The 18,332-nt window shown below is 73.1% G+C and carries 15 protein-coding genes; 4 read left to right on the forward strand and 11 right to left on the reverse strand.

Features of this window, described 5'->3' with window-relative positions:
• The 3 genes from IE332_RS03615 to IE332_RS03625 form a co-directional block, all read right to left on the reverse strand.
• On the reverse strand, positions 1 to 246 hold the full coding sequence (locus IE332_RS03615) for a lipopolysaccharide assembly protein LapA domain-containing protein (RefSeq protein ID WP_189913609.1): 246 nt from the start codon (positions 244 to 246) through the stop codon (positions 1 to 3).
• 217 nt (positions 247 to 463) lie between these two features.
• Positions 464 to 2,236 (reverse strand): ABC transporter ATP-binding protein, encoded by a 1,773-nt coding sequence (locus tag IE332_RS03620; RefSeq protein WP_189913610.1) that lies wholly within the window; start codon positions 2,234 to 2,236, stop codon positions 464 to 466.
• Positions 2,237 to 2,291: 55 nt separating this feature from the next.
• The gene (locus IE332_RS03625; RefSeq protein ID WP_189913611.1) at positions 2,292 to 4,070 is read right to left on the reverse strand and encodes an ABC transporter transmembrane domain-containing protein; all 1,779 of its coding nucleotides are present in this window, start codon (positions 4,068 to 4,070) and stop codon (positions 2,292 to 2,294) included.
• Between the two features lie 587 nt (positions 4,071 to 4,657).
• On the opposite strand from IE332_RS03625, the gene IE332_RS03630 reads away from it, so the two are divergent.
• On the forward strand, positions 4,658 to 5,521 hold the full coding sequence (locus IE332_RS03630; protein ID WP_189913612.1) for an aldo/keto reductase: 864 nt from the start codon (positions 4,658 to 4,660) through the stop codon (positions 5,519 to 5,521).
• Between the two features lie 293 nt (positions 5,522 to 5,814).
• Here IE332_RS03630 and IE332_RS40615 read toward each other — a convergent pair whose 3' ends face one another.
• Entirely contained in the window at positions 5,815 to 6,711 is an 897-nt protein-coding gene (locus IE332_RS40615; protein ID WP_268256524.1) for a MarR family winged helix-turn-helix transcriptional regulator, read from the reverse strand.
• Between the two features lie 374 nt (positions 6,712 to 7,085).
• On the opposite strand from IE332_RS40615, the gene fabG reads away from it, so the two are divergent.
• Complete coding sequence (gene fabG, locus IE332_RS03645; RefSeq protein ID WP_189913613.1) at positions 7,086 to 7,853, forward strand: 3-oxoacyl-ACP reductase FabG; 768 nt, start codon at positions 7,086 to 7,088, stop codon at positions 7,851 to 7,853.
• A 465-nt stretch (positions 7,854 to 8,318) separates the two neighbouring features.
• Positions 8,319 to 8,981, forward strand: a complete 663-nt coding sequence (locus tag IE332_RS03650) for a phosphatase PAP2 family protein (protein WP_189913614.1) — start codon at positions 8,319 to 8,321, stop codon at positions 8,979 to 8,981.
• Positions 8,982 to 9,112: 131 nt separating this feature from the next.
• Here IE332_RS03650 and IE332_RS03655 read toward each other — a convergent pair whose 3' ends face one another.
• Entirely contained in the window at positions 9,113 to 9,334 is a 222-nt protein-coding gene (locus IE332_RS03655) for an I78 family peptidase inhibitor (RefSeq protein WP_189913615.1), read from the reverse strand.
• A gap of 76 nt (positions 9,335 to 9,410) precedes the next feature.
• Between IE332_RS03655 and IE332_RS03660 the strand changes: the two genes are divergently transcribed.
• Positions 9,411 to 9,683: a DUF6343 family protein gene (locus tag IE332_RS03660; protein WP_189913616.1), complete on the forward strand. Its 273-nt coding sequence runs from the start codon at positions 9,411 to 9,413 to the stop codon at positions 9,681 to 9,683.
• Between the two features lie 81 nt (positions 9,684 to 9,764).
• Here IE332_RS03660 and IE332_RS03665 read toward each other — a convergent pair whose 3' ends face one another.
• The 6 genes from IE332_RS03665 to IE332_RS03690 form a co-directional block, all read right to left on the reverse strand.
• Complete coding sequence (locus tag IE332_RS03665) at positions 9,765 to 11,165, reverse strand: aspartate aminotransferase family protein (RefSeq protein ID WP_189913617.1); 1,401 nt, start codon at positions 11,163 to 11,165, stop codon at positions 9,765 to 9,767.
• A complete protein-coding gene (gene dxs / locus IE332_RS03670) occupies positions 11,155 to 13,065 on the reverse strand; it encodes a 1-deoxy-D-xylulose-5-phosphate synthase (protein WP_189913618.1) in 1,911 nt (636 codons plus the stop codon). Before dxs ends, IE332_RS03665 begins: the two co-directional genes overlap by 11 nt.
• 112 nt (positions 13,066 to 13,177) lie before the next feature.
• Positions 13,178 to 14,206 (reverse strand): adenosyl-hopene transferase HpnH, encoded by a 1,029-nt coding sequence (hpnH, locus tag IE332_RS03675; RefSeq protein ID WP_189913619.1) that lies wholly within the window; start codon positions 14,204 to 14,206, stop codon positions 13,178 to 13,180.
• Between the two features lie 2 nt (positions 14,207 to 14,208).
• A complete protein-coding gene (locus tag IE332_RS03680) occupies positions 14,209 to 14,961 on the reverse strand; it encodes a 5'-methylthioadenosine/S-adenosylhomocysteine nucleosidase family protein (RefSeq protein WP_189913620.1) in 753 nt (250 codons plus the stop codon).
• Positions 14,958 to 16,916 carry a squalene--hopene cyclase gene (gene shc, locus IE332_RS03685; protein WP_229928339.1) on the reverse strand — a complete coding sequence of 653 codons (1,959 nt, stop codon included), beginning with the start codon at positions 16,914 to 16,916 and terminating at the stop codon, positions 14,958 to 14,960. Before shc ends, IE332_RS03680 begins: the two co-directional genes overlap by 4 nt.
• A gap of 127 nt (positions 16,917 to 17,043) precedes the next feature.
• Positions 17,044 to 18,132, reverse strand: a complete 1,089-nt coding sequence (locus tag IE332_RS03690; RefSeq protein WP_189913621.1) for a polyprenyl synthetase family protein — start codon at positions 18,130 to 18,132, stop codon at positions 17,044 to 17,046.
• Between the last annotated feature and the right edge of the window lie 200 nt (positions 18,133 to 18,332).

Here is an 18,332-nt window from a genome sequence, read left to right on the forward strand (position 1 = left end):
TCACCGGCTGCGCCGCCCCTTCAGCAGCCAGCCCAGCACGGCGCCCGCGATCAGCGTGGCCAGCAGGGCGATCCAGAGCGGCGCGGTGACGGTGAACACCCAGAACTGGATCTTCACCTTGTCGAGGTTGGCGAACAGGAACCACACGGCGAGGATCACGATGACGCCGATCCCGATGTACCGCGTGGGGATCCCGCCGATCTCACCGCGCGGGGGGCGGGACGAACCGTCCGAAGTCTTGGTCACCGGAGCAGTCTGCGGGCCGGGTGGCCGTTTTGCCCGGTTACGCGCCCTTCCGGGCCAGGGAGTAACCCGCACGGGGCAATCCGGCCCCGCACGGGTTTACCGATCCACCGATGCCGCCTCCGACACCTCCACCGGCGCCTCCGCCGACACCTCCGCCGATCCGCCCGCCCCCGGCCGCTCGGACTCCCCCGGCCGCACCATCGCTCGTCCCGCCGCGCTACCGCTCGTCCCGCCACGAGCGCCAGAGCGCCGCGTACGGGCCGCCGGCCGCGACCAGCTCCGGGTGGCTGCCGTACTCGCTGATCCGCCCGCCCTCGACCACCGCGATCACGTCCGCGTCGTGCGCGGTGTGCAGCCGGTGGGCGATGGCGATGACCGTCCGGCCCTCCAGCACCCGGGACAGCGAGCGCTCCAGGTGCCGGGCGGCCCGCGGGTCCAGCAGCGAGGTGGCCTCGTCCAGCACCAGGGTGTGCGGATCCGCCAGCACCAGCCGGGCCAGGGCGAGTTGCTGCGCCTGCGGCGGGGTCAGCGAGGTGCCGCCGGAGCCGACCTCGGTGTCCAGCCCCTCGGACAGGGCGTCCACCCAGGCTCCGGCGTCCACCGCGTCCAGGGCGGCCCGCAGCTCGGTGTCGTCCGCGTCGGGCGCGGCCAGCCGCAGGTTGTCCCGCAGGGTGCCGACGAAGACGTGGTGCTCCTGGTTCACCAGGGCCACCTCCCCGCGCACCCGCTCGGCCGGCATCCGGGACAGCGCCGCCCCGCCGAGGGTGACGCTGCCGCGGCCGGGGGCGTAGATCCCGGCCAGCAGCCGCCCGAGCGTGGACTTGCCCGCACCGGACGGCCCGACCAGCGCGACCCGGCTGCCCGGGGCGACGTCCAGGCTGATCCCGTGCAGGACGTCGGCGCCCTCGCGGTAGCCGAACCGGACGTCCCGGGCCTCCACCCGGCGGCCGTCCGGACGCGCCGACTCGTCCCCCTCGTGCTCCGGCACCTCGCGCACGCCGACCAGCCGGGCCAGTGAGGCCTGACCGATCTGCAGTTCGTCGTACCAGCGCAGGATCAGGTCCACCGGACCGGTCAGCATCTGCGCGTACAGCACGCCGGTGGTCAACTGGCCGACGGTGATCCAGCCCTTCAGGGTGAACAGCCCGCCGAACAGCAGGGTCGCCAGCACCGCCGAGGTGTAGACGGCGTCGATGGTCGGGAACCAGACCGTGCGCAGCCACATGGTGTACCGCTCCCAGGCCAGCCACTCGTGCAGCTTGCGGTCGGTCAGCCCGATCCGCCGGTCACCCAGGCGCAGTGCCTCGACCGTCCGCCCGGCATCCACCGTCTCGGCCAGGACGGTGTTCACCGCGGCGTACCCGGCCGACTCGTTGCGGTAGGACTGCGGCGCGCGCCGGAAGTACCAGCGGGAGGTGGCCAGCAGCAGCGGCAGCCCGATCAGCGAGGTCAGCGCGAGCAGCGGCGAGGTGACCAGCAGGGCGCCGAGCACCAGCAGCAAGGACACGACGGCGACGGCGAGTTCGGGCACCGCCTCGCGCACCGACTTGTCCAGCCGGTCGACGTCGGTGGTGCCCCGGGAGACGAGGTCGCCGGTGCCCGCCCGTTCCAGCACGCCGGTCGGCAGGGCGACCGAGCGGACCAGGAAGTCCTCGCGCAGGTCGGCCAGCACCCGCTCGCCGAGCACCGCGCCGCGCATCCGCGACCAGCCGGTGAACGCGGCCTGCGCCACGAGCGCCAGCAGGTACCAGGCGACCGCGACCGTGATGGCGGACCCCGCGGTGTCGGTGGCCAGTGACTCGACCAGGCTGCCGAGCACCCACGGCCCGACCAGTCCGGCCAGGGTGGCCACCGAGTGCAGCGCCACCACCGCGGAGAACCCGGCGCGGTGCCGCCGCGCGAGCAGCAGCAGGTACCCGCGCACGGCGGCCGGGGACCCGACCGGCAGGGTGGTGGCCGGCCCCTGTTCCTCATGGACGGGGGGCTTCATGACGTACTCCTCGCTCGTGTGGCACGGCAGTCGACGAACCGGTGCGGGATCGCGTTCACACGGCCTCACCCACCGGCTGGGCGGCCTCCTCGTCGCGGGTGACCACGGCCCGGTAGGCCTGCTCGGTCCGCATCAGGTCGCGGTGGCGCCCCGCCGCGGCCACCCGGCCGTCCTGCAGCAGCACCACCCGGTCGGCCTGGTCCAGCAGCAGCGGGCTGGTCGCGAACACCACGGTGGTGCGGCCGGCCCTGGTCTCCCGCAGCCCGGTGGCGATCCTGGACTCGGTGTGGGCGTCCACGGCGCTGGTGGGCTCGTCCAGCACCAGGACCGGCGGGTCCGCCAGCAGTGCGCGGGCCAGGGCGAGCCGCTGGCGCTGGCCCCCGGACAGCGAGCGTCCCCGCTCGGTGATCCGGGCCCGCATCGGATCGCCGGCGCACTCCGGGGAGCCGGCCACCAGCGCCTCCAGCACGTCCTCCGAGCGGGCCGCCGCCAGCGCCTCGGCGGGCACGACCCGGCCCGAGGACGGGATGTCGAACAGCTCGGCCAGCGTGCCGGAGAGCAGCACCGGCTCCTTGTCGTGGACCAGCACGGCCGCCCTGGCCTCGGCCAGCGGCACCGCGTCCAGCTCCGTCCCGCCGAGCCGCACGGAGGGCTGCCCCCGCTCGCCCTCGGCCAGCGGGACGTGGCCGCCGAGCCGCTCGGCGAGGGCCCCGGCGAAGTCCGGGTCCCCGCAGACCACCGCGGTCAGCTCACCGGCCCGCGCGGTCAGCCCGCTGGCCGGGTCGTGGAGGTCGGCCTTGGCCGGCTTGGTGAGCGCGGCGGCCTCGGCCGCGCCGCCGTTCCGTTCGAGGGACAGCACCCGGACCGCCCGCCCGGCGGAGACCCGGGCGACGCTCCAGGCGTGCGCCGCCTCGCCCAGGATCCGCAACGGCGCGGCCAGGAAGGCGGTCGCGCCGTACACCGCGATCAGGGTGCCGACGGCGAGCTCGCCACGGGCCGCCAGCCGGGCGCCGTACCAGGTGACGCCGACCACGAACAGGCCCGGCAGCAGGACCTGTTGGGCCTGCATCAGCGACCAGATCCGGGCCGAGCGGACGGCGGCCGCCCTGACCTTCTGGGAGGCTGCCCGGTAGCGCTCCAGGAACAGCTCCTCACCGCCGATGCCGCGCAGCACCCGCAGCCCCGCCACCGTGTCGGCGGCCAGCTCGGTGGCCTTGCCGCCGAGTGCGCGCTGCTGCTCGTAGCGCCGCTCGAACGGCCCGATCAGCGGCCAGACGGAGGCCGCCAGCACCGGGACGCCCAGCAGCACGCCGATGCCCAGCACCGGCTCGACCACCAGCACCACGGAGCTGACGGCCAGCCAGACGATCACCGCGGAGCGGACCCGGGCGATCAGCTCGACGTACCAGCCGATCCGCTCGACGTCCCCGCTGCCGACCGCCACGACCTCGCCGGTGGCGATCCGGCGGGACAGCCCGGCCCCGAGCTCCGAGGCCTGCCGGGACACCAACTGCCGCATCTGGCAGGCGGCGTGGATCCAGTTCCAGACCGCCTGGCGGTGCGTCATGACGGCGCCGAGCGCGGCTCCCACGGCGAGCAGCAGGGCGAGCCCGCCGGCCCGCCAGATCCCGCCGGCGTCGCCGTCGACGGCGGCCTGCACGCCCAGTCCGAGCGCGATCGGCAGGGCGGCCTGGCACCCCATCTCGAGCAGGTTCCAACAGGTGGCGAGCAGTTGCCCGCGCCGCTGGCTGCGCCGCAGCCAACGCAGGAAGGCCGGCGGCGAGGAGAGGTCGGGACTGCCGGGATCGGCCAGCGGCAGTGGGGTGAGCGGCATGACACTCCGATGCGGACGGTGCGGAGGTACGGGGGGAGCGCGCGAACGGGGGCACGTACGGGCCCGAGCCGACGGGCGGCGGCCACCGGGCGACGGACGAGCGGCGCGACGAGCAGCGCGACGAGCAGCGCGACGGACGGCGACGCGCGCAACGGACGCGTCGGCGTCGACGACATCCGGGACTGCCGGACGGGCGGACGGACGGGATGGGCACGAAGGGCCCTGATCTCAGGAGGTCATGTCCGCGAGCCTGCCAACCCCGATGTGACCGCCGCAACAGGTTTTCCGCCCCCACGGCCGCCCGGCCCCCGCCGGACCGCCCGGCAGGCCCCGCCCGCCCCGGTCCGACCGCCCGCACCGGCCCGCGCCCCGCCCACCCCGGTTCACCCGAATGGCCCTACGAGCCCCGGCCCGATGACCGGTCCGACGCCCCTCCCAGCCCCCGACCCCACCCCCGAGGCCCCTCCGCCCCGGTCGGACCCCTGCAAAACTCCACCCAAAATTCGCCCGTTTGGCGGGAACAATCACGTTCCAGCGCCAGTTGCCCACCGTTGGAAACACCAACGACCAGGAGGGCACCCCTTCCCGTGAGCAACATCCCCAGCGTCACCCTCAACGACGGCACCCGGATCCCGCAGCTCGGCTTCGGCGTGTGGCAGGTCCCGGACGCGGAGGCCACCACCGCCGTCCGCTCCGCGATCGAGGCGGGCTACCGCTCGATCGACACCGCGGCGATCTACGAGAACGAGGCCGGCACCGGTGCGGCGATCACCGAGGCGCTCGCGGGCGGCGTTGCCCGCGAGGACCTCTACATCACCACCAAGCTGTGGAACTCGGGCACCCGCGACTGGTCCGGCGAGCAGGGCCGCGACGCGGTGCTGCGCGAGTTCGACGCCTCGCTGGCCAAGCTCGGCCTCGACCACGTCGACCTGTACCTGATCCACTGGCCGCGCCCGATGCACGGCAGCTACCTCAACGTCTGGAAGGCCCTCGAGCAGCTGAAGGCGGACGGCCGGGCCACGTCGATCGGCGTCTCCAACTTCGGCACCGAGCAGCTGACCCACCTGATCGACGAGGCCTCGGTCGTCCCGGCGCTGAACCAGGTCGAGCTGCACCCGTACTTCCCGCAGGAGGAGCTGCGCGCCTTCCACGCCGAGCACGGCATCGCGACCGAGGCGTGGAGCCCGCTGGGCCAGGGCGGGGAGCTGCTCGCCGAGCCGGCCCTGGTGAAGATCGCCGAGAAGCACGGCCGCACGGTCGCCCAGGTGGTCCTCCGCTGGCACCTGCAGAGCGGCGTGATCGCCATCCCGAAGTCGGTCACCCCCTCCCGGATCCGGGAGAACCTGGACGTCGCCGGCTTCGAGCTGGACGCCGAGGACCTGGCCGCGATCGCCGCCGTCGCCACCGGCAAGCGCATCGGCCCGGACCCGCAGGGCTTCGACTGGAACTGACACCGGCCCCAGGCCCCGGTTCGGACTCCGGCTCCGGTTCGGACCCCGACTCCGGACCCGGGCCCTCCGCGGCAGGCCCGTGACGAGGCCGCACCAGGCCTGACGGAGCCCGACGGCCGAGCCAGGCCTGACGGAGCCCGACCGCCGGCCGGAACGAGGACCGCCCGCCCCCAACGGGAGCGGGCGGTCCTCGGTGTATCCGATTCACGACATTCACGACACCGACAGGCAGAACGGGCAGCACCCCTCGGTATGTTGGCGAATCGTTTTGGCTGCTGTTGCCAATGCTTGACCTAGAACCTGGCCGCCTTGCCGATGAGCGCGAGGGCGGCCTCGTGCTCACTCTCCTCCAGCGGAGCCAGCAGCAGCCGCTGGACCTCGGCCACCCCGGCGGCCGAACGGTGCAGCAGGTCCTGTCCCGCCGGTGAGAGCGAGAGCAGGTTGCGCCGTCCGTCCGAGGGATCGCGCCGGCGCTGCACCAGACCGCGGCGCACCAGCCTGCTGACCATCTCGGCCATCGTGGCCTTGTCGAGCGAGGCCAGCTCGCCGACCGTGCGCTGGTCGGCGCCCGGTTCGAGCTCCAGCGCGTCCAGCACCGCGTACTGCGGGGCCGTCAGCTCCACTCCGACGTGCTCCGACCAGAGCTTGGTGTGCACCTGCTGGCTGACCCTGATCAGGTAGCCGATCGCCCGCTGGGCGTCCAGTATCGGCCGCGCGTCCGTGAAGACGGCGACCGCCGCGGGCTCCAGCCTGGCTATCTTGGCCATCACCCGGACAATCTCGACCTGCTCCTCCGCCGTCAGCGGCTCGAACAGGACGCGCTGAACGCGGACCACACCACCGGTGGCCTCGCGCACCGCCTGGGCCCCGCTCTGCGAGAGAGCGAGCAGCTTGCGCCGGCCGTCGGCCGGGTCACGCCTGCGCAGCACCAGGCCGCGGCGGACCAGCCGCGCGACCATCTCGGCCATCGTGGCCTTGTCCAGCGAGGCCCGCTCGCCGACCGTGCGCTGGTCCGCGCCCGGTTCGAGGGCCAGGACCAGCAGCACGGCGAACTGCGGAGCCGTGAGATCGGCTCCGACGTGCTCGGACCACAGACGGGTGTGAACCTGCTGTGCAACGCGAATCAGGTGCCCGGGCGACTGCTGCAGTCGCGCGGACACGCGGGTTGTCGGGATCTCCCCCAGCACCATGTATCCGTCCCGATGTCACACCCGGTGTGTGTGGGACACCCGGGTGGGGCAGTAACGGCGAGTGGGCGTCCAGCTATGAGGGAGGGCGCTCCAGCCGTGCAGCCGGTGGCTGCTGGCGGACACTATACAAACGGCGGGCCCTTGCTGGCAGGCAGGGGCGGATAGTAGACGCAGGTTCGGCAACATTGGCATATTTACGCGCTGCCAACCACTTGCAGTAACGCGTTCTCAGCAGAAAGCCGACCGGTCGGTCCTTACCGACCGTCACCTGCGCCTCTCCACCCTGGCCGCCCTCCCTACTCGCCGGTAGGGTATGGCCACCCTCTCCGGGGGCTCTCCCCGGGAGGCAACCCCCGAGAGAGACGAGAGCGCGCATGACCGAGCAGAGCACCGCCCCCCGGGTCGCCGTCGTCACCGGCGCCGCGCGCGGCCTGGGTGCCGCCACGGCCCTCCGACTGGCCGCCGACGGCTACGCGGTGGCCGTCCTGGACCTGGACGAGGCGGCCGGCAAGGAGACCGTCGACCGGATCACCGCCGCCGGGGGCAAGGCCCTGGCCGTCGGCGCCGACGTCTCGGACGCCGAGCAGGTCCAGGCCGCCGTCGACCGCGTCGTCGCCGAGCTGGGCGCCCCCGCCGTCCTGGTGAACAACGCGGGCGTACTCCGCGACAACCTGCTCTTCAAGATGTCCGAGTCCGACTGGGACACGGTCATGAACGTTCACCTCCGCGGCGCCTTCCTGATGACCCGCGCGGTGCAGAAGCACATGGTCGACGCCGGTTTCGGCCGCATCGTCAACCTGTCCTCCTCCTCCGCACAGGGCAACCGCGGCCAGGCCAACTACTCGGCCGCCAAGGCGGGCCTGCAAGGCTTCACCAAGACTTTGGCCATCGAGCTGGGCAAGTTCGGCATCACGGCCAACGCCGTGGCCCCCGGCTTCATCGCCACGGACATGACGGCGGCCACCGCGGCCCGGGTCGGCATGGACTTCGAAGACTTCAAGCGGGCTGCGGCCTCTCAGATCCCGGTCCAGCGGGTCGGTCAGCCTGAGGACGTCGCCCACACCATCTCCTTCCTGGCGAGCGAGGGCGCCGGCTTCGTCTCCGGCCAGGTGATCTACGTCGCGGGCGGCCCCCTCGACTGAGCACGGAACCTACACAGGGTTACCACGGAGTGGGAAGCCGGGCGGACCGGCCTCCCACTCCGTTTCCTTTACCGGGGCTTTTGCAGAATCATTCGAACACCACACGGACATTCGATCCCGAAATCGCTGAAATCACTCCCCGGGCCACCCCGGATCGTCCCGATTGTCGATTTCACGGGAAAATGACAATTACCCCCGGAATAACCCCGGTCGGATGGGTAAGGTCACCCCGTGCAATCCGGAAGTACCCCTTCTCCCATTCCGCGACAGCGGTCGGAACACCACACCGCCACCACCGGCCGGGAACGTCCCGCCACCCTCGGCAGCGTCCGCGGCCCGGCCGGCCACCACCGTCGCGACCCCGGCCCGCCCCCGGTGGGCCTCGCTCCGCCGGGCCAGCCCGTCCTGCGCGTGACCCCTGTGAGCCGCCGCCCGATGGGCCCGCCACCGGTGGGCTGGCCCCCGATGAGCCGGCGGCAGGCCGCCCTGCTCGCCGCCACCCTCGTCGGCTACCTGCTGGTGCTGGCCGGCGTCCTGCTCAACACGGCCCTGGTCGACCTCGACTGGTCGGTCCGCCTGCTGCGCCCGTACGAGCGGTGGCCCCGGCTGGAGCCGCTGCTCGACACCTGGGTGGTCGCCGGGCAGCGCGGCCCCTCGGCGATCGCCGCCTTCGCCTGGCTCGCCTGGCGCGCCCGCCGCCTCGGCCGACTGCGCCCGCTGCTGGTCATGGGCGTCGCCCTGCTCCTGCTCAATGTCACGGTCGGCGCGGTGAAGATCGTCACCGGCCGGCTCGGCCCGCACTACGCCCAGTACGTCGGCTCGCCCGAGCTCTTCTCCGGCGGCACCATCTTCCCGTCCGGCCACACCGCCAATGCCGTGGTCACCTGGGGCGTGCTCGCCTATCTGGCCGTCCGCTGGCGCCGCACCGGCGCGGTGATCGCCGCCGCCACGGCCTGCTCGATCGGCCTGACCACGGTCTACCTGGGCACCCACTGGGTCACCGACGTGCTGGCCGGCTGGGCCGCCGGGCTGCTGGTACTGCTCTCGCTGCCGCTGCTGGAACCCCTGGTCGGCACCGCCGAACAGCGACTCCACCGCCGTTTCGGCCGCCGCCCCCTGCCGTACTGAGCCCCACCCGACCACGGACCCACCCGAACAGGTACCCACCCGAACAGGTACCCACCCGACCAGGGACCCACCCGACCAGGGACCAGCCCGACCACGGACCCGCCGAACAGGACCCACCCGGGGAGCGAGCGCTACCCCTCCCAGCTCCGCTCGACCACACCGTCCCGCACCGCCAGGTTGAGCCGCCCCTGCCGGTACTCCATGGTCATCAGCTCCCCCGGCTCCAGCACCCGGACCGAGGCCCAGCCGTGCCGCCGGGCCAGTTCCCGGGCCCGTTCGACCCGCAGCCCCGCGTACCCCTCGGCGTCCGCCCCCGCCGCCCCCGACGGATCCACCGCGTCCGACCCCGACATCGCGCCTCCCCGGCCAGCACCCTCGGACGTACGCTGGAATCGTAGCCCGCGCCGTGCGTTCCGGAGGTGAACGACCATGCGCACCACCACGCCGCGGCGGTGGCGCAGCGGCAGCGAGCCGGCCACCGCCCGCAGCGACCTCAAACTCCGCTACCTGCTGTCGCTGACCTTCACGCCGCTGTTCGTGCTGGCCACAGTGGGTTTCGCGGTCTGGGCGGCCGTCTCCCCCGTGAACGGCGCGCCCAGCCGGGGAACACTCACCGGCTTCGCCGTCGCCTGCGGCCTGCTCTCCCTGTTCGCCCTCGTCGATCTCGTGGTGGTGATCCGGCGCCGCCGGACCGAGCTCTGACGCGGCGTCTCCCATGGAGTGGGAAGTCGGCCCCGCCGACTTCCCACTCCTCGCGCCGTACCGTGCCCCGTGCACGCGGCCTCAGCGGCTGCCGACCGCCTGTTTCACCAGCGTCCGCCCGAAGTCCCACATCAGGCCGTTCCCCCGGTGGGCCTCGTCCATGATGTCGGTGAAGGCGTCCATGAACCGGTCCACGTCCCGCTCGGTGATGATCAGCGGCGGAATCAGCTTGATCACCTCCAGGTGGTCCCCGGACACCTGCGTCAGGATCCGGTGCCGCTGCAGCAGCGGGACCACGACCATCTGCGCGAACAGCCCCTTGCGGGCCGCCTGCAGCGCCGTCCACCCGGTGCGCAGCTTGAGCGACTTGGGCCGTCCGAATTCGATGCCGATCATCAGCCCGCGCCCGCGCACCTCGGCGAGCAGCTCGTACGTGTCGACCAGCGCGGTCAGCCGCTCGCGGAACTGGTCGCCGACCTTGCGGGCGTTCTCGACCACCTTCTCGTCCCGCATCACCTCCAGGGTCGCCAGCCCGGCGGCCATGGCCTGGGCGTTGGACCCGAAGCTGGCCGAGTGCACCAGCACCCGGTCCATCGAGGAGTACACCTTCTCGAAGATCCAGCCCTTGCCGAGGGTCGCCCCGACCGGCACGTACCCGCCGGAGAGCGCCTTGGCCGCGCAGACCAGGTCGGGCAGCACCCCGTCCTCGTGCTGGTAGGCGAAGAACTCGCCGGTGCGGCCGATCCCGGTCTGCACCTCGTCGCAGATCAGCAGGGCCTTGTGCTCGTGCAGCAGCGCCTGGGCGGCCCGCAGCCAGCCGGGCGGGGGCGCCTGGACGCCCTTGCCCTGGATCGGTTCGACGATCAGTGCCGCGACGTCGCCGCGCTTCAGCTCCTTGGCGAGCGCGCCGAGGTCGCCGAGCGGGATGGCGGTGTCCGGGAGCAGCGGGTCGAAGCCCTTGCGGAAGCCGTTCTCCCCGTTGACCGAGAGCGAGCCGGTGGTGAGCCCGTGGAAGGCGTGGTCGGCGTAGAGGATCCGGCGGCGCCCGGTGGCGTACCGGGCGAACTTCAGCGCGGTCTCGACCGCTTCCGTCCCGCTGTTGCCGAAGAACACCCGGTCCAGGCCGGGCGCGTACGAGAGCAGCCGCTCGGCCAGCAGTCCGGGCAGCGGCGAGCAGTCGAAGCGCACCAGGTCCGGCAGGTCCAGGTCCATCACCTGCTGGATCGCGGAGCGCACCACCGGGTGGTGGCGCCCCAGCGCGAAGATGCCGAAGCCGGCCAGCATGTCGAGGTACTCGTTGCCCTCGGCGTCGTAGAAGTACGGGCCCTGGGCGCGCTCGTAGTACTTGTCGAAGCCGATGGTGTGGAGCATCCGGGACAGCTGCGGGTTGAGGTAGCGGCTGTTCAACTCGTAGCGCTCACCGCCGCGTTCGGCGAGGAGGGCGGCGAGGTCGAAGGCGGGGCGGTCTGGGTCAGCCGGCATGGCGCGGGTTCGCTCCTCGGGTCGGTAGCAGGTTCTTGGCGAAGACGGCGGCCTGGGCGGCGACCCCGGTCCCGGTCAGCCCGGCCTCCTCCAGGATCTCCCCGCGCGAGGCGTGCCCGAGGAACTCCTGCGGCAGGCCGAGCACCCGGACCGGGACGTCCACGTCCGCGTCGCGCAGCGCCTGGGCGATCGCCGAACCGACCCCGCCGGTCCGGCCGTTGTCCTCGACGGTGACCACCAGCCGGTGGGCGGCGGCCAGTTCGGACAGTGCCGGGTCGACCGGCTTGACCCAGCGCGGGTCGACCACGGTGGCGGTGAAGCCCTCGGCGAGCAGCAGCCGGGCGGCGTCCAGGCAGGCCGGGGCGGTGGTGCCGACGGCGACCAGCAGGATCTCGGCCGGCCGCCCGGTGCGCAGCAGTACGTCCACGCCGCCGATCCGCTCGACGGCCGGTACGGCGGGCCCGATGTTCCCCTTGGGGAAGCGGACGACCGTGGGCCCGTCCTCGACCGCGACGGCTTCGCGCAGCTGGGCGCGCAACTGCTCGGCGTCGCGCGGGGCGGCCAGCCGCAGGCCCGGGACGACCTGGAGGATCGACATGTCCCACATGCCGTTGTGCGAGGCGCCGTCCGGCCCGGTCACCCCGGAGCGGTCGAGCACGAAGGTGACGCCCAGCCGGTGCAGGGCGACGTCCATCAGGACCTGGTCGAAGGCCCGGTTGAGGAAGGTGGCGTACACCGCGACCACCGGGTGGAGCCCGCCGGTGGCCAGCCCGGCGGCGCTGGTGACGGCGTGCTGCTCGGCGATGCCGACGTCGAAGGTCCGCGCCGGGTAGGCCTTGGCGAACGGCGCCAGGCCCACCGGCTGCAGCATGGCCGCGGTGATCGCGACCAGCTCGGGCCGCTCGGCGCCGAGCGCGAGCAGCTCCTCACCGAAGACCGAGGTCCAGAAGACGCCGCCGCTGGGCGAGATCGGCAGACAGGTGTACGGGTCGATCGGGTTGACGGCGTGGAAGCGGTCGGCCTCGTCCTGCTCGGCCGGCCGGTAGCCGCGGCCCTTGACGGTCAGGCAGTGCACGATGACGGGCCCGCCGAAGTTGCGGGCCTGGCGCAGTGCCTGCTCGACCGCGCCCAGGTCGTGGCCGTCGATCGGCCCGAGGTACTTGAGGCCGAGGTCCTCGAACATGCCCTGCGGGGCGAAGGCGTCCTTGAAGCCCTTCTTGGCGCCGTGCAGCGCGTCGAAGATCGGCTGGCCGACCAGCGGGGTGCGTTGCAGCGCCTCCTTGCCGAGAGCGAGGAAGCGCTCGTACCCCTGGGTGGTGCGCAGGGTGGCGAGGTGGTTGGCGAGGCCGCCGACGGTCCTGGCGTAGGAGCGCTCGTTGTCGTTGACGACGATGACCAGTGGCCGGTCGCGGGCCTCGGCGATGTTGTTGAGGGCCTCCCAGGCGAGTCCGCCGGTGAGCGCGCCGTCGCCGATCACCGCGACGGTGTGCCGGTCGTGCTGGCCGAGCAGCTGGGCGGCCTTGGCCAGGCCGTCGGCGTAGGACAGCGCGGTGGAGGCGTGCGAGTTCTCGACCAGGTCGTGCTCGGACTCGCCGCGCGAGGGGTAGCCGGAGAGCCCGCCGCGCATCCGCAGCTTGGTGAAGTCCTGGCGCCCGGTGAGCAGTTTGTGCACATAGCTCTGGTGGCCGGTGTCGAAGACGATCCGGTCGTACGGCGAGTCGAAGACCCGGTGCAGCGCGATGGTGAGCTCCACCACGCCGAGGTTGGGCCCGAGGTGTCCGCCGGTGCGCGTGACGGCGTCGATCAGGAAGTCGCGGATCTCGTCGGCGAGCAGCGGGAGTTCGGCCGCCGGGAGCTTGCGCAGCTCGGCCGGCGACGTGACGCGGGAGAGCAGTGACATGGGTACACCTCACGACTCGGAGTGGTGCGGTGATGCCTCCGCCCGACGGGGCGGAGCCGGCCCGGGCGCGGGGGCCCGGACCGGGGTGCCGACCTGGCGGTCAACTCCCGGCTCAGCGGATCTTGTTGCCGCTGACCGTCTCGGTGATGGCGCGCAGCGACTGCTGCAGCGAGCCCATGGTCGCGAGCACGGCCGTCGGCTCGTAGCCGCAGTGGGCCATGCAGTTGGCGCAGCGCGGGTCCTTGCCGCGGCCGTACTTGCTCCAGTCGGTCGTCTCGACCAGCTCGCGGTAGGTCTGCACGTAGCCGTCGGCCATCAGGTAGCAGGGCCGCTGCCAGCCGAACAGCGAGTAGTTGGGGATGCCCCAGGGGGTGCACTCGAAGTCGGCCTTGCCCTCCAGGAAGTCCAGGAAGAGCGGGCTGTGGTTGAGGCGCCAGCGCCGGCGGTTGCCGCCGGCGAAGGCCTTGCGGAAGAGCTCCCGGGTCTGCTCGACGCCGAGGAAGTGCTCCTGGTCGGGGGCCTTCTCGTAGGCGTAGGCGGGCGAGATCATCATCTCGTCGACCTTCAGCTCGTCGTTGAGGTAGTCCAGCACCTCGATGACGGTCTGCGGGGTGTCGGTGTTGAAGAAGGTGCTGTTGGTGGTGACCCGGAAGCCGCGCCGCTTGGCCTCCTTGATGGCGGCCACCGCCTCGTCGAAGGTGCCCTCCTTGGCCACCGACTCGTCGTGCCGCTCGCGCATGCCGTCGATGTGCACGGCGAAGGTGAAGTACGGCGAGGGCGTGAACTTGTCCATCTTCTTGCGCAGCAGCAGCGCGTTGGTGCACAGGAACACGTACTTGCGGCGCTCGACCAGCTGGCGGACGATCTCGTCGATCTGCGGGTGCATCAGCGGCTCGCCGCCGGCGATCGAGACCATCGGCGCACCCGACTCGAGGACCGCGCCGACCGCCTGGGCGACGGGCATCCGCTGCTTGAGGACGCCCGCCGGGTGCTGGATCTTGCCGCAGCCCTCGCAGGCGAGGTTGCAGGCGAACAGCGGTTCCAGCTCCACGATCAGCGGGAACTTGTCCCGTCGTTTGAGCAGCTTCTGCTGCATGAGGTAGGTGCCGACCCGCACGGTCTGGCGCAACGGCATGGCCATGGCTAGCTCGCCTCCTGTGGGAGCGTCGCGGATGTGGGGTGGTTCAGGGCGTCGGAGCCGGGGTGGTTCATGGCCTCGGGGCCGGGGTGGTTCAGGGCGTCGGAGCCGGGGTGGTCCGGGACGTCGGAGCCGGGTGCGCGCTCCTGCCGGTACCAGTCGACCAGGGCGGGCACCGCGGCCCGCAGGGTCCGCCAGGCGCGCACCCCGGCCGGGAGGGTGCCGGGCCGCAGCAGTTCGTGCTCGGGGGTGTCGACGACCACCCGCAGGACGGCGGCGGGCAGCGCCGGCCGCACCTCCCGCAGGGCGGCCAGCACGGCGGCGGCCTCCATGTCGACGGCGAGCGCGCCCTGCAGGTGCAGAGCCCGCCGCTCGATGCCGCGCACCACGTGGTCGGCGGTGTGGTGCACCCCGGTGTGCACGGTGAGGCCGCGTTCCTTCAGCGCCCGGGTGAGCTCCGGCCCGGAGCCGACCGGGTAGAGGTGGCCCTCGGCGTCGCGGACCCCGTCGGCCGCGACGACGTCGCCGGGCAGCACGCCCGGTCCGAGCGCGGCGCCGAACCCGGCCACCACGACCGCGCCGTAGCCGCCGGGGGCGGAGCCGAGCAGCCGCCTGACGGTCAGCCCGGCGCGCCGCCGGCCGACCCCGGTGCGCACCAGCACCGGGGATCCGCCGGGCGCGCCGCGCCAGTCACCGCCGCGCAGGGCCCAGACCTCGGGGCCCAGTGCGCAGAGCACCAGCAGGGGGGCGGTGGTCACCGCGCCGCCCCGATCGCCGGGGTCCCGCTCGGTTCGGCCGTCGCCGGGCCGCCGTGGAGGTAGCGGCCGAGCGCGGTGACCGGGAAGACCAGCCGGTAGAGGTGGTAGTTGATGGAGAAGTCCCAGGGGAAGCCGGTGCCGGTGAACTGCGGTTCGTCCCAGGTGCCCTCGGGCAGCTGGGTGCGGACCAGCCAGTCCACGCCGCGCTCGACCGCCGGGTTGGCCCGGCCGTCCGGGCCCTCGCCGGCCGCGAGCAGCGCCATCAGCGCCCACGCGGTCTGCGAGGCGGTGGAGTCGCCGCGACCGGCCCAGCGCGCCGGGTCGTCGTAGGAGCGCATGTCCTCGCCCCAGCCGCCGTCGGCGTTCTGCCGGTCCTCCAGCCAGCGCACCGCCCGGCGGATCGCCGGGTGCTCGTCCGGGACGCCGGCCGCCACCAGGGCGGGCAGCACCGAGCCGGTGCCGTAGATGTAGTTGGTGCCCCAGCGGCCGAACCAGGAGCCGTCCGCCTCCTGGTTGCGCAGCAGCCACTCGATGCCGCGCCGGGTCCGCGGGTCGCGGGCGCGGCCGGTCTCCGCGAGCATCTCCACCACGTGGGCGGTGACGTCGGCGGAGGGCGGGTCGACCACCTCGCCGAAGTCGCAGAACGGCAGCTTGTTGGGGAGCGTGCTGGTGTTGTCGACGTCGAAGGCGCCCCAGGCGCCGTTCTTGGACTGCATGCCGAGGTTCCACAGCACGCCGCGGTCCACCGCCGCGTCGACCTTGGCCTGGTCGGGGTGGGCCACCCGGCGCAGGGCCAGGACCACTTCGGCGGTGTCGTCGATGTCGGGGTAGGTGTCGTTCTCGAACTCGAAGGCCCAGCCGCCGGCGGGCAGCCCGGGCCGCTGGACGGACCAGTCGCCCCGCTTGCGGATCTCCTCGCCGAGCATCCAGTCGACGGCGGAGACCAGCGCGGGGTGGTCGGCCGGCATCCCGGCGTCGGCCAGCGCGATGGTGGCCAGGCAGGTGTCCCAGACCGGGGACTGGCAGGCCTCCATCCACCGCATGCCGTCCTCGGTGTGCACGGTGAAGCGGTCGAAGGAGGAGAGCCCGGCCTGCATCACCGGGTGCTCCAGTTCGTAGCCCTCCAGGTGCAGGGCGATCAGCGAGTAGACGGCGGGCGGCTGGATGCCGCCCCAGCAGCCGTCGGCCTCCTGCCGTTCGACGATCCAGCGGCAGGCCTGGGAGACGGCCAGTCGGCGCAGCGGGCGGAAGGCCCGGCGGTGGTAGGCGTGCAGCACCCGGTCGAGGCGCTCGAAGAGGCCGTCCCAGGTGGTGGCGGGGGCGAGCGGCCGTTCGGGGCAGGGGTCGTCCGGGTCGGTGTGCAGCTCGGTGAGCGGGAAGGGCGCCGGGCGGACGGGGCGGTGGGAGGAGACGACGGTCAGTGGGACGATGGTCTGCCGGGCCCAGCAGCCGAAGGCGTAGATGTTCAGCGGCAGCCACTTGGGCAGGAAGATGATCTCGGGCGGCATCTCGGGCAGCCGGTCCCACGGCCACCAGCCGAACAGCGCGAGCCAGATCCGGGTGAACACCCGGGCGGCCGCGATGCCGCCGGCGGAGCGGACGTAGCGGGCGGCGGCCAGCATGTGCGGGGCGTCGGGGTCGTCGCCGGCCAGCTTGAGCGCGACGTACGCCTCGACGGTGGTGGAGAGTTCGGCGGGACCGCCGTGGAAGGTGGCCCAGGTACCGTCCTCACGCTGCTGGGAGCGGATCCAGTCGGCGGTGGCGTTCGTCTGTTCCTCGGTGCGGATCCCGAGGAACTGTCGGAGCAGTAAATCCTCGGCGTCCATGGTGACGTTGGTCTCCAGGTCGCCCTTCCACCAGCCCTCGGAGGACTGCAGCGAGAGCAGGTGGGTGGTGGCGCGGGCCAGGGCCTCCCGCGCGTCGGCCGGTCCGTGGTCCGCCTCACCGGCCGACAGCCGGTCGGTGTCCTCGGGCTGCCACCGCCCCGCGCCCAGCAGGGCCGGGGGGCGGTCGCCCACCGCGACCGGCTCGGGATCGTACTCAGGGTCGAGCCGGCCGTCCGCGGTTGCTGTCAACGTAACGTCACCTCTCTCGTACCACCACGAATTCGGCGAGTGCGACGAAGTGCTGGCGCACCTCGTCGGACATGGGCACCTCGTCCAGGGCGGCGAGGGCAGTCGTGTGCTGGCGGCGGGCCTCCTCCTGGGTCCAGGCGCGGCCGCCGGCCTCCTCGATCAGCGCGGCCCGGGCGGCGAGCTCGGGCTCGCTCTCCTCCCCGCGCCCCTTCGGGTCGGCCAGCTGCTCGGCGAGCCGGCGCGAGGACGGGCCGCCCTCGGCCAGCGCGGCGGCGACCGGCAGGGACTTCTTGCGCTGGCGCAGGTCGCCCCAGTGCGGCTTGCCGGTGACCTCGGTGGCACCCCAGATGCCGAGCAGGTCGTCCACCGCCTGGAAGGCCAGCCCCAGGTGGTGGCCGTAGCGCTGGAGGGAGTCGGAGACCTTGTCGTCGGCCCCGGCCAGGACCGCGCCGATCGCCGAGGCGGCGGCCAGCAGGGCCGCCGTCTTCCCGCCCTCCATCTCCAGGCACTCCGCGACGGTCACGCTGTCGCGCTGTTCGAAGGCGACGTCCATGGCCTGGCCGTCGATCAGCCGACGGGTCGCCGTGGTGAGCAGCCGGACGGCGCGCGCGGCGTCGGTGGGGCTCGCGCCGCCGGTCACCGCGGCGTCGAGCAGCACCTCCGTGCCGAGCGTCGCCAGGGCGTCGCCGACCAGGATCGCCTGGGCCGGTCCGAAGACCGTCCAGGCGGTGGCCCGGTGCCGCCGGGTCTCGTCACCGTCCATCAGATCATCATGGAGCAGGGAGAAGTTGTGCACCAGTTCAACAGCGACCCCACCGGGCACGCCCACCTCGGCCGCCGCGCCGGTGGCCTGGGCGGACAGCAGCGCCAGCGCGGGGCGCACGGCCTTTCCGCCGTCCCCGGCGACCGGCGTGCCGTCCCGGTCGATCCAGCCGAAGTGGTAGGCCGCGACCGTGTCCATCGGTGCGGCCAAACGGGCGACGGCGGCCCGAAGCGGCGGGGTGCAGAGCGTACGGCTGCGGGTGAGCAGCTCCGGCACCGAGACCGGTTCGGCGTGCGCCGTGCCTCCGACGGCGAAGCCGGTGCGTGACTCCACGTGTGTTCCCTCTCCCTCGTGGGGCCGGACCGCACGGGGCGGCCGGGTGCCGTCGGTGCGGCTGGTGTCGATTCGAGTGGTGCCGGTGCCGAGGGTGTCGGTACGGCCGGTGGGGCCGGTCCCGTCGAGTCCGTCGGTCCCGTCGGTTCCGTGGAAGGCGCTGATGCGCTCGACGGTACGCCCGATGGCTCTGGCGGGCT

Origin of the sequence: Kitasatospora xanthocidica, assembly GCF_014656195.1 — a bacterium.
GTDB lineage: Bacteria > Actinomycetota > Actinomycetes > Streptomycetales > Streptomycetaceae > Kitasatospora > Kitasatospora xanthocidica.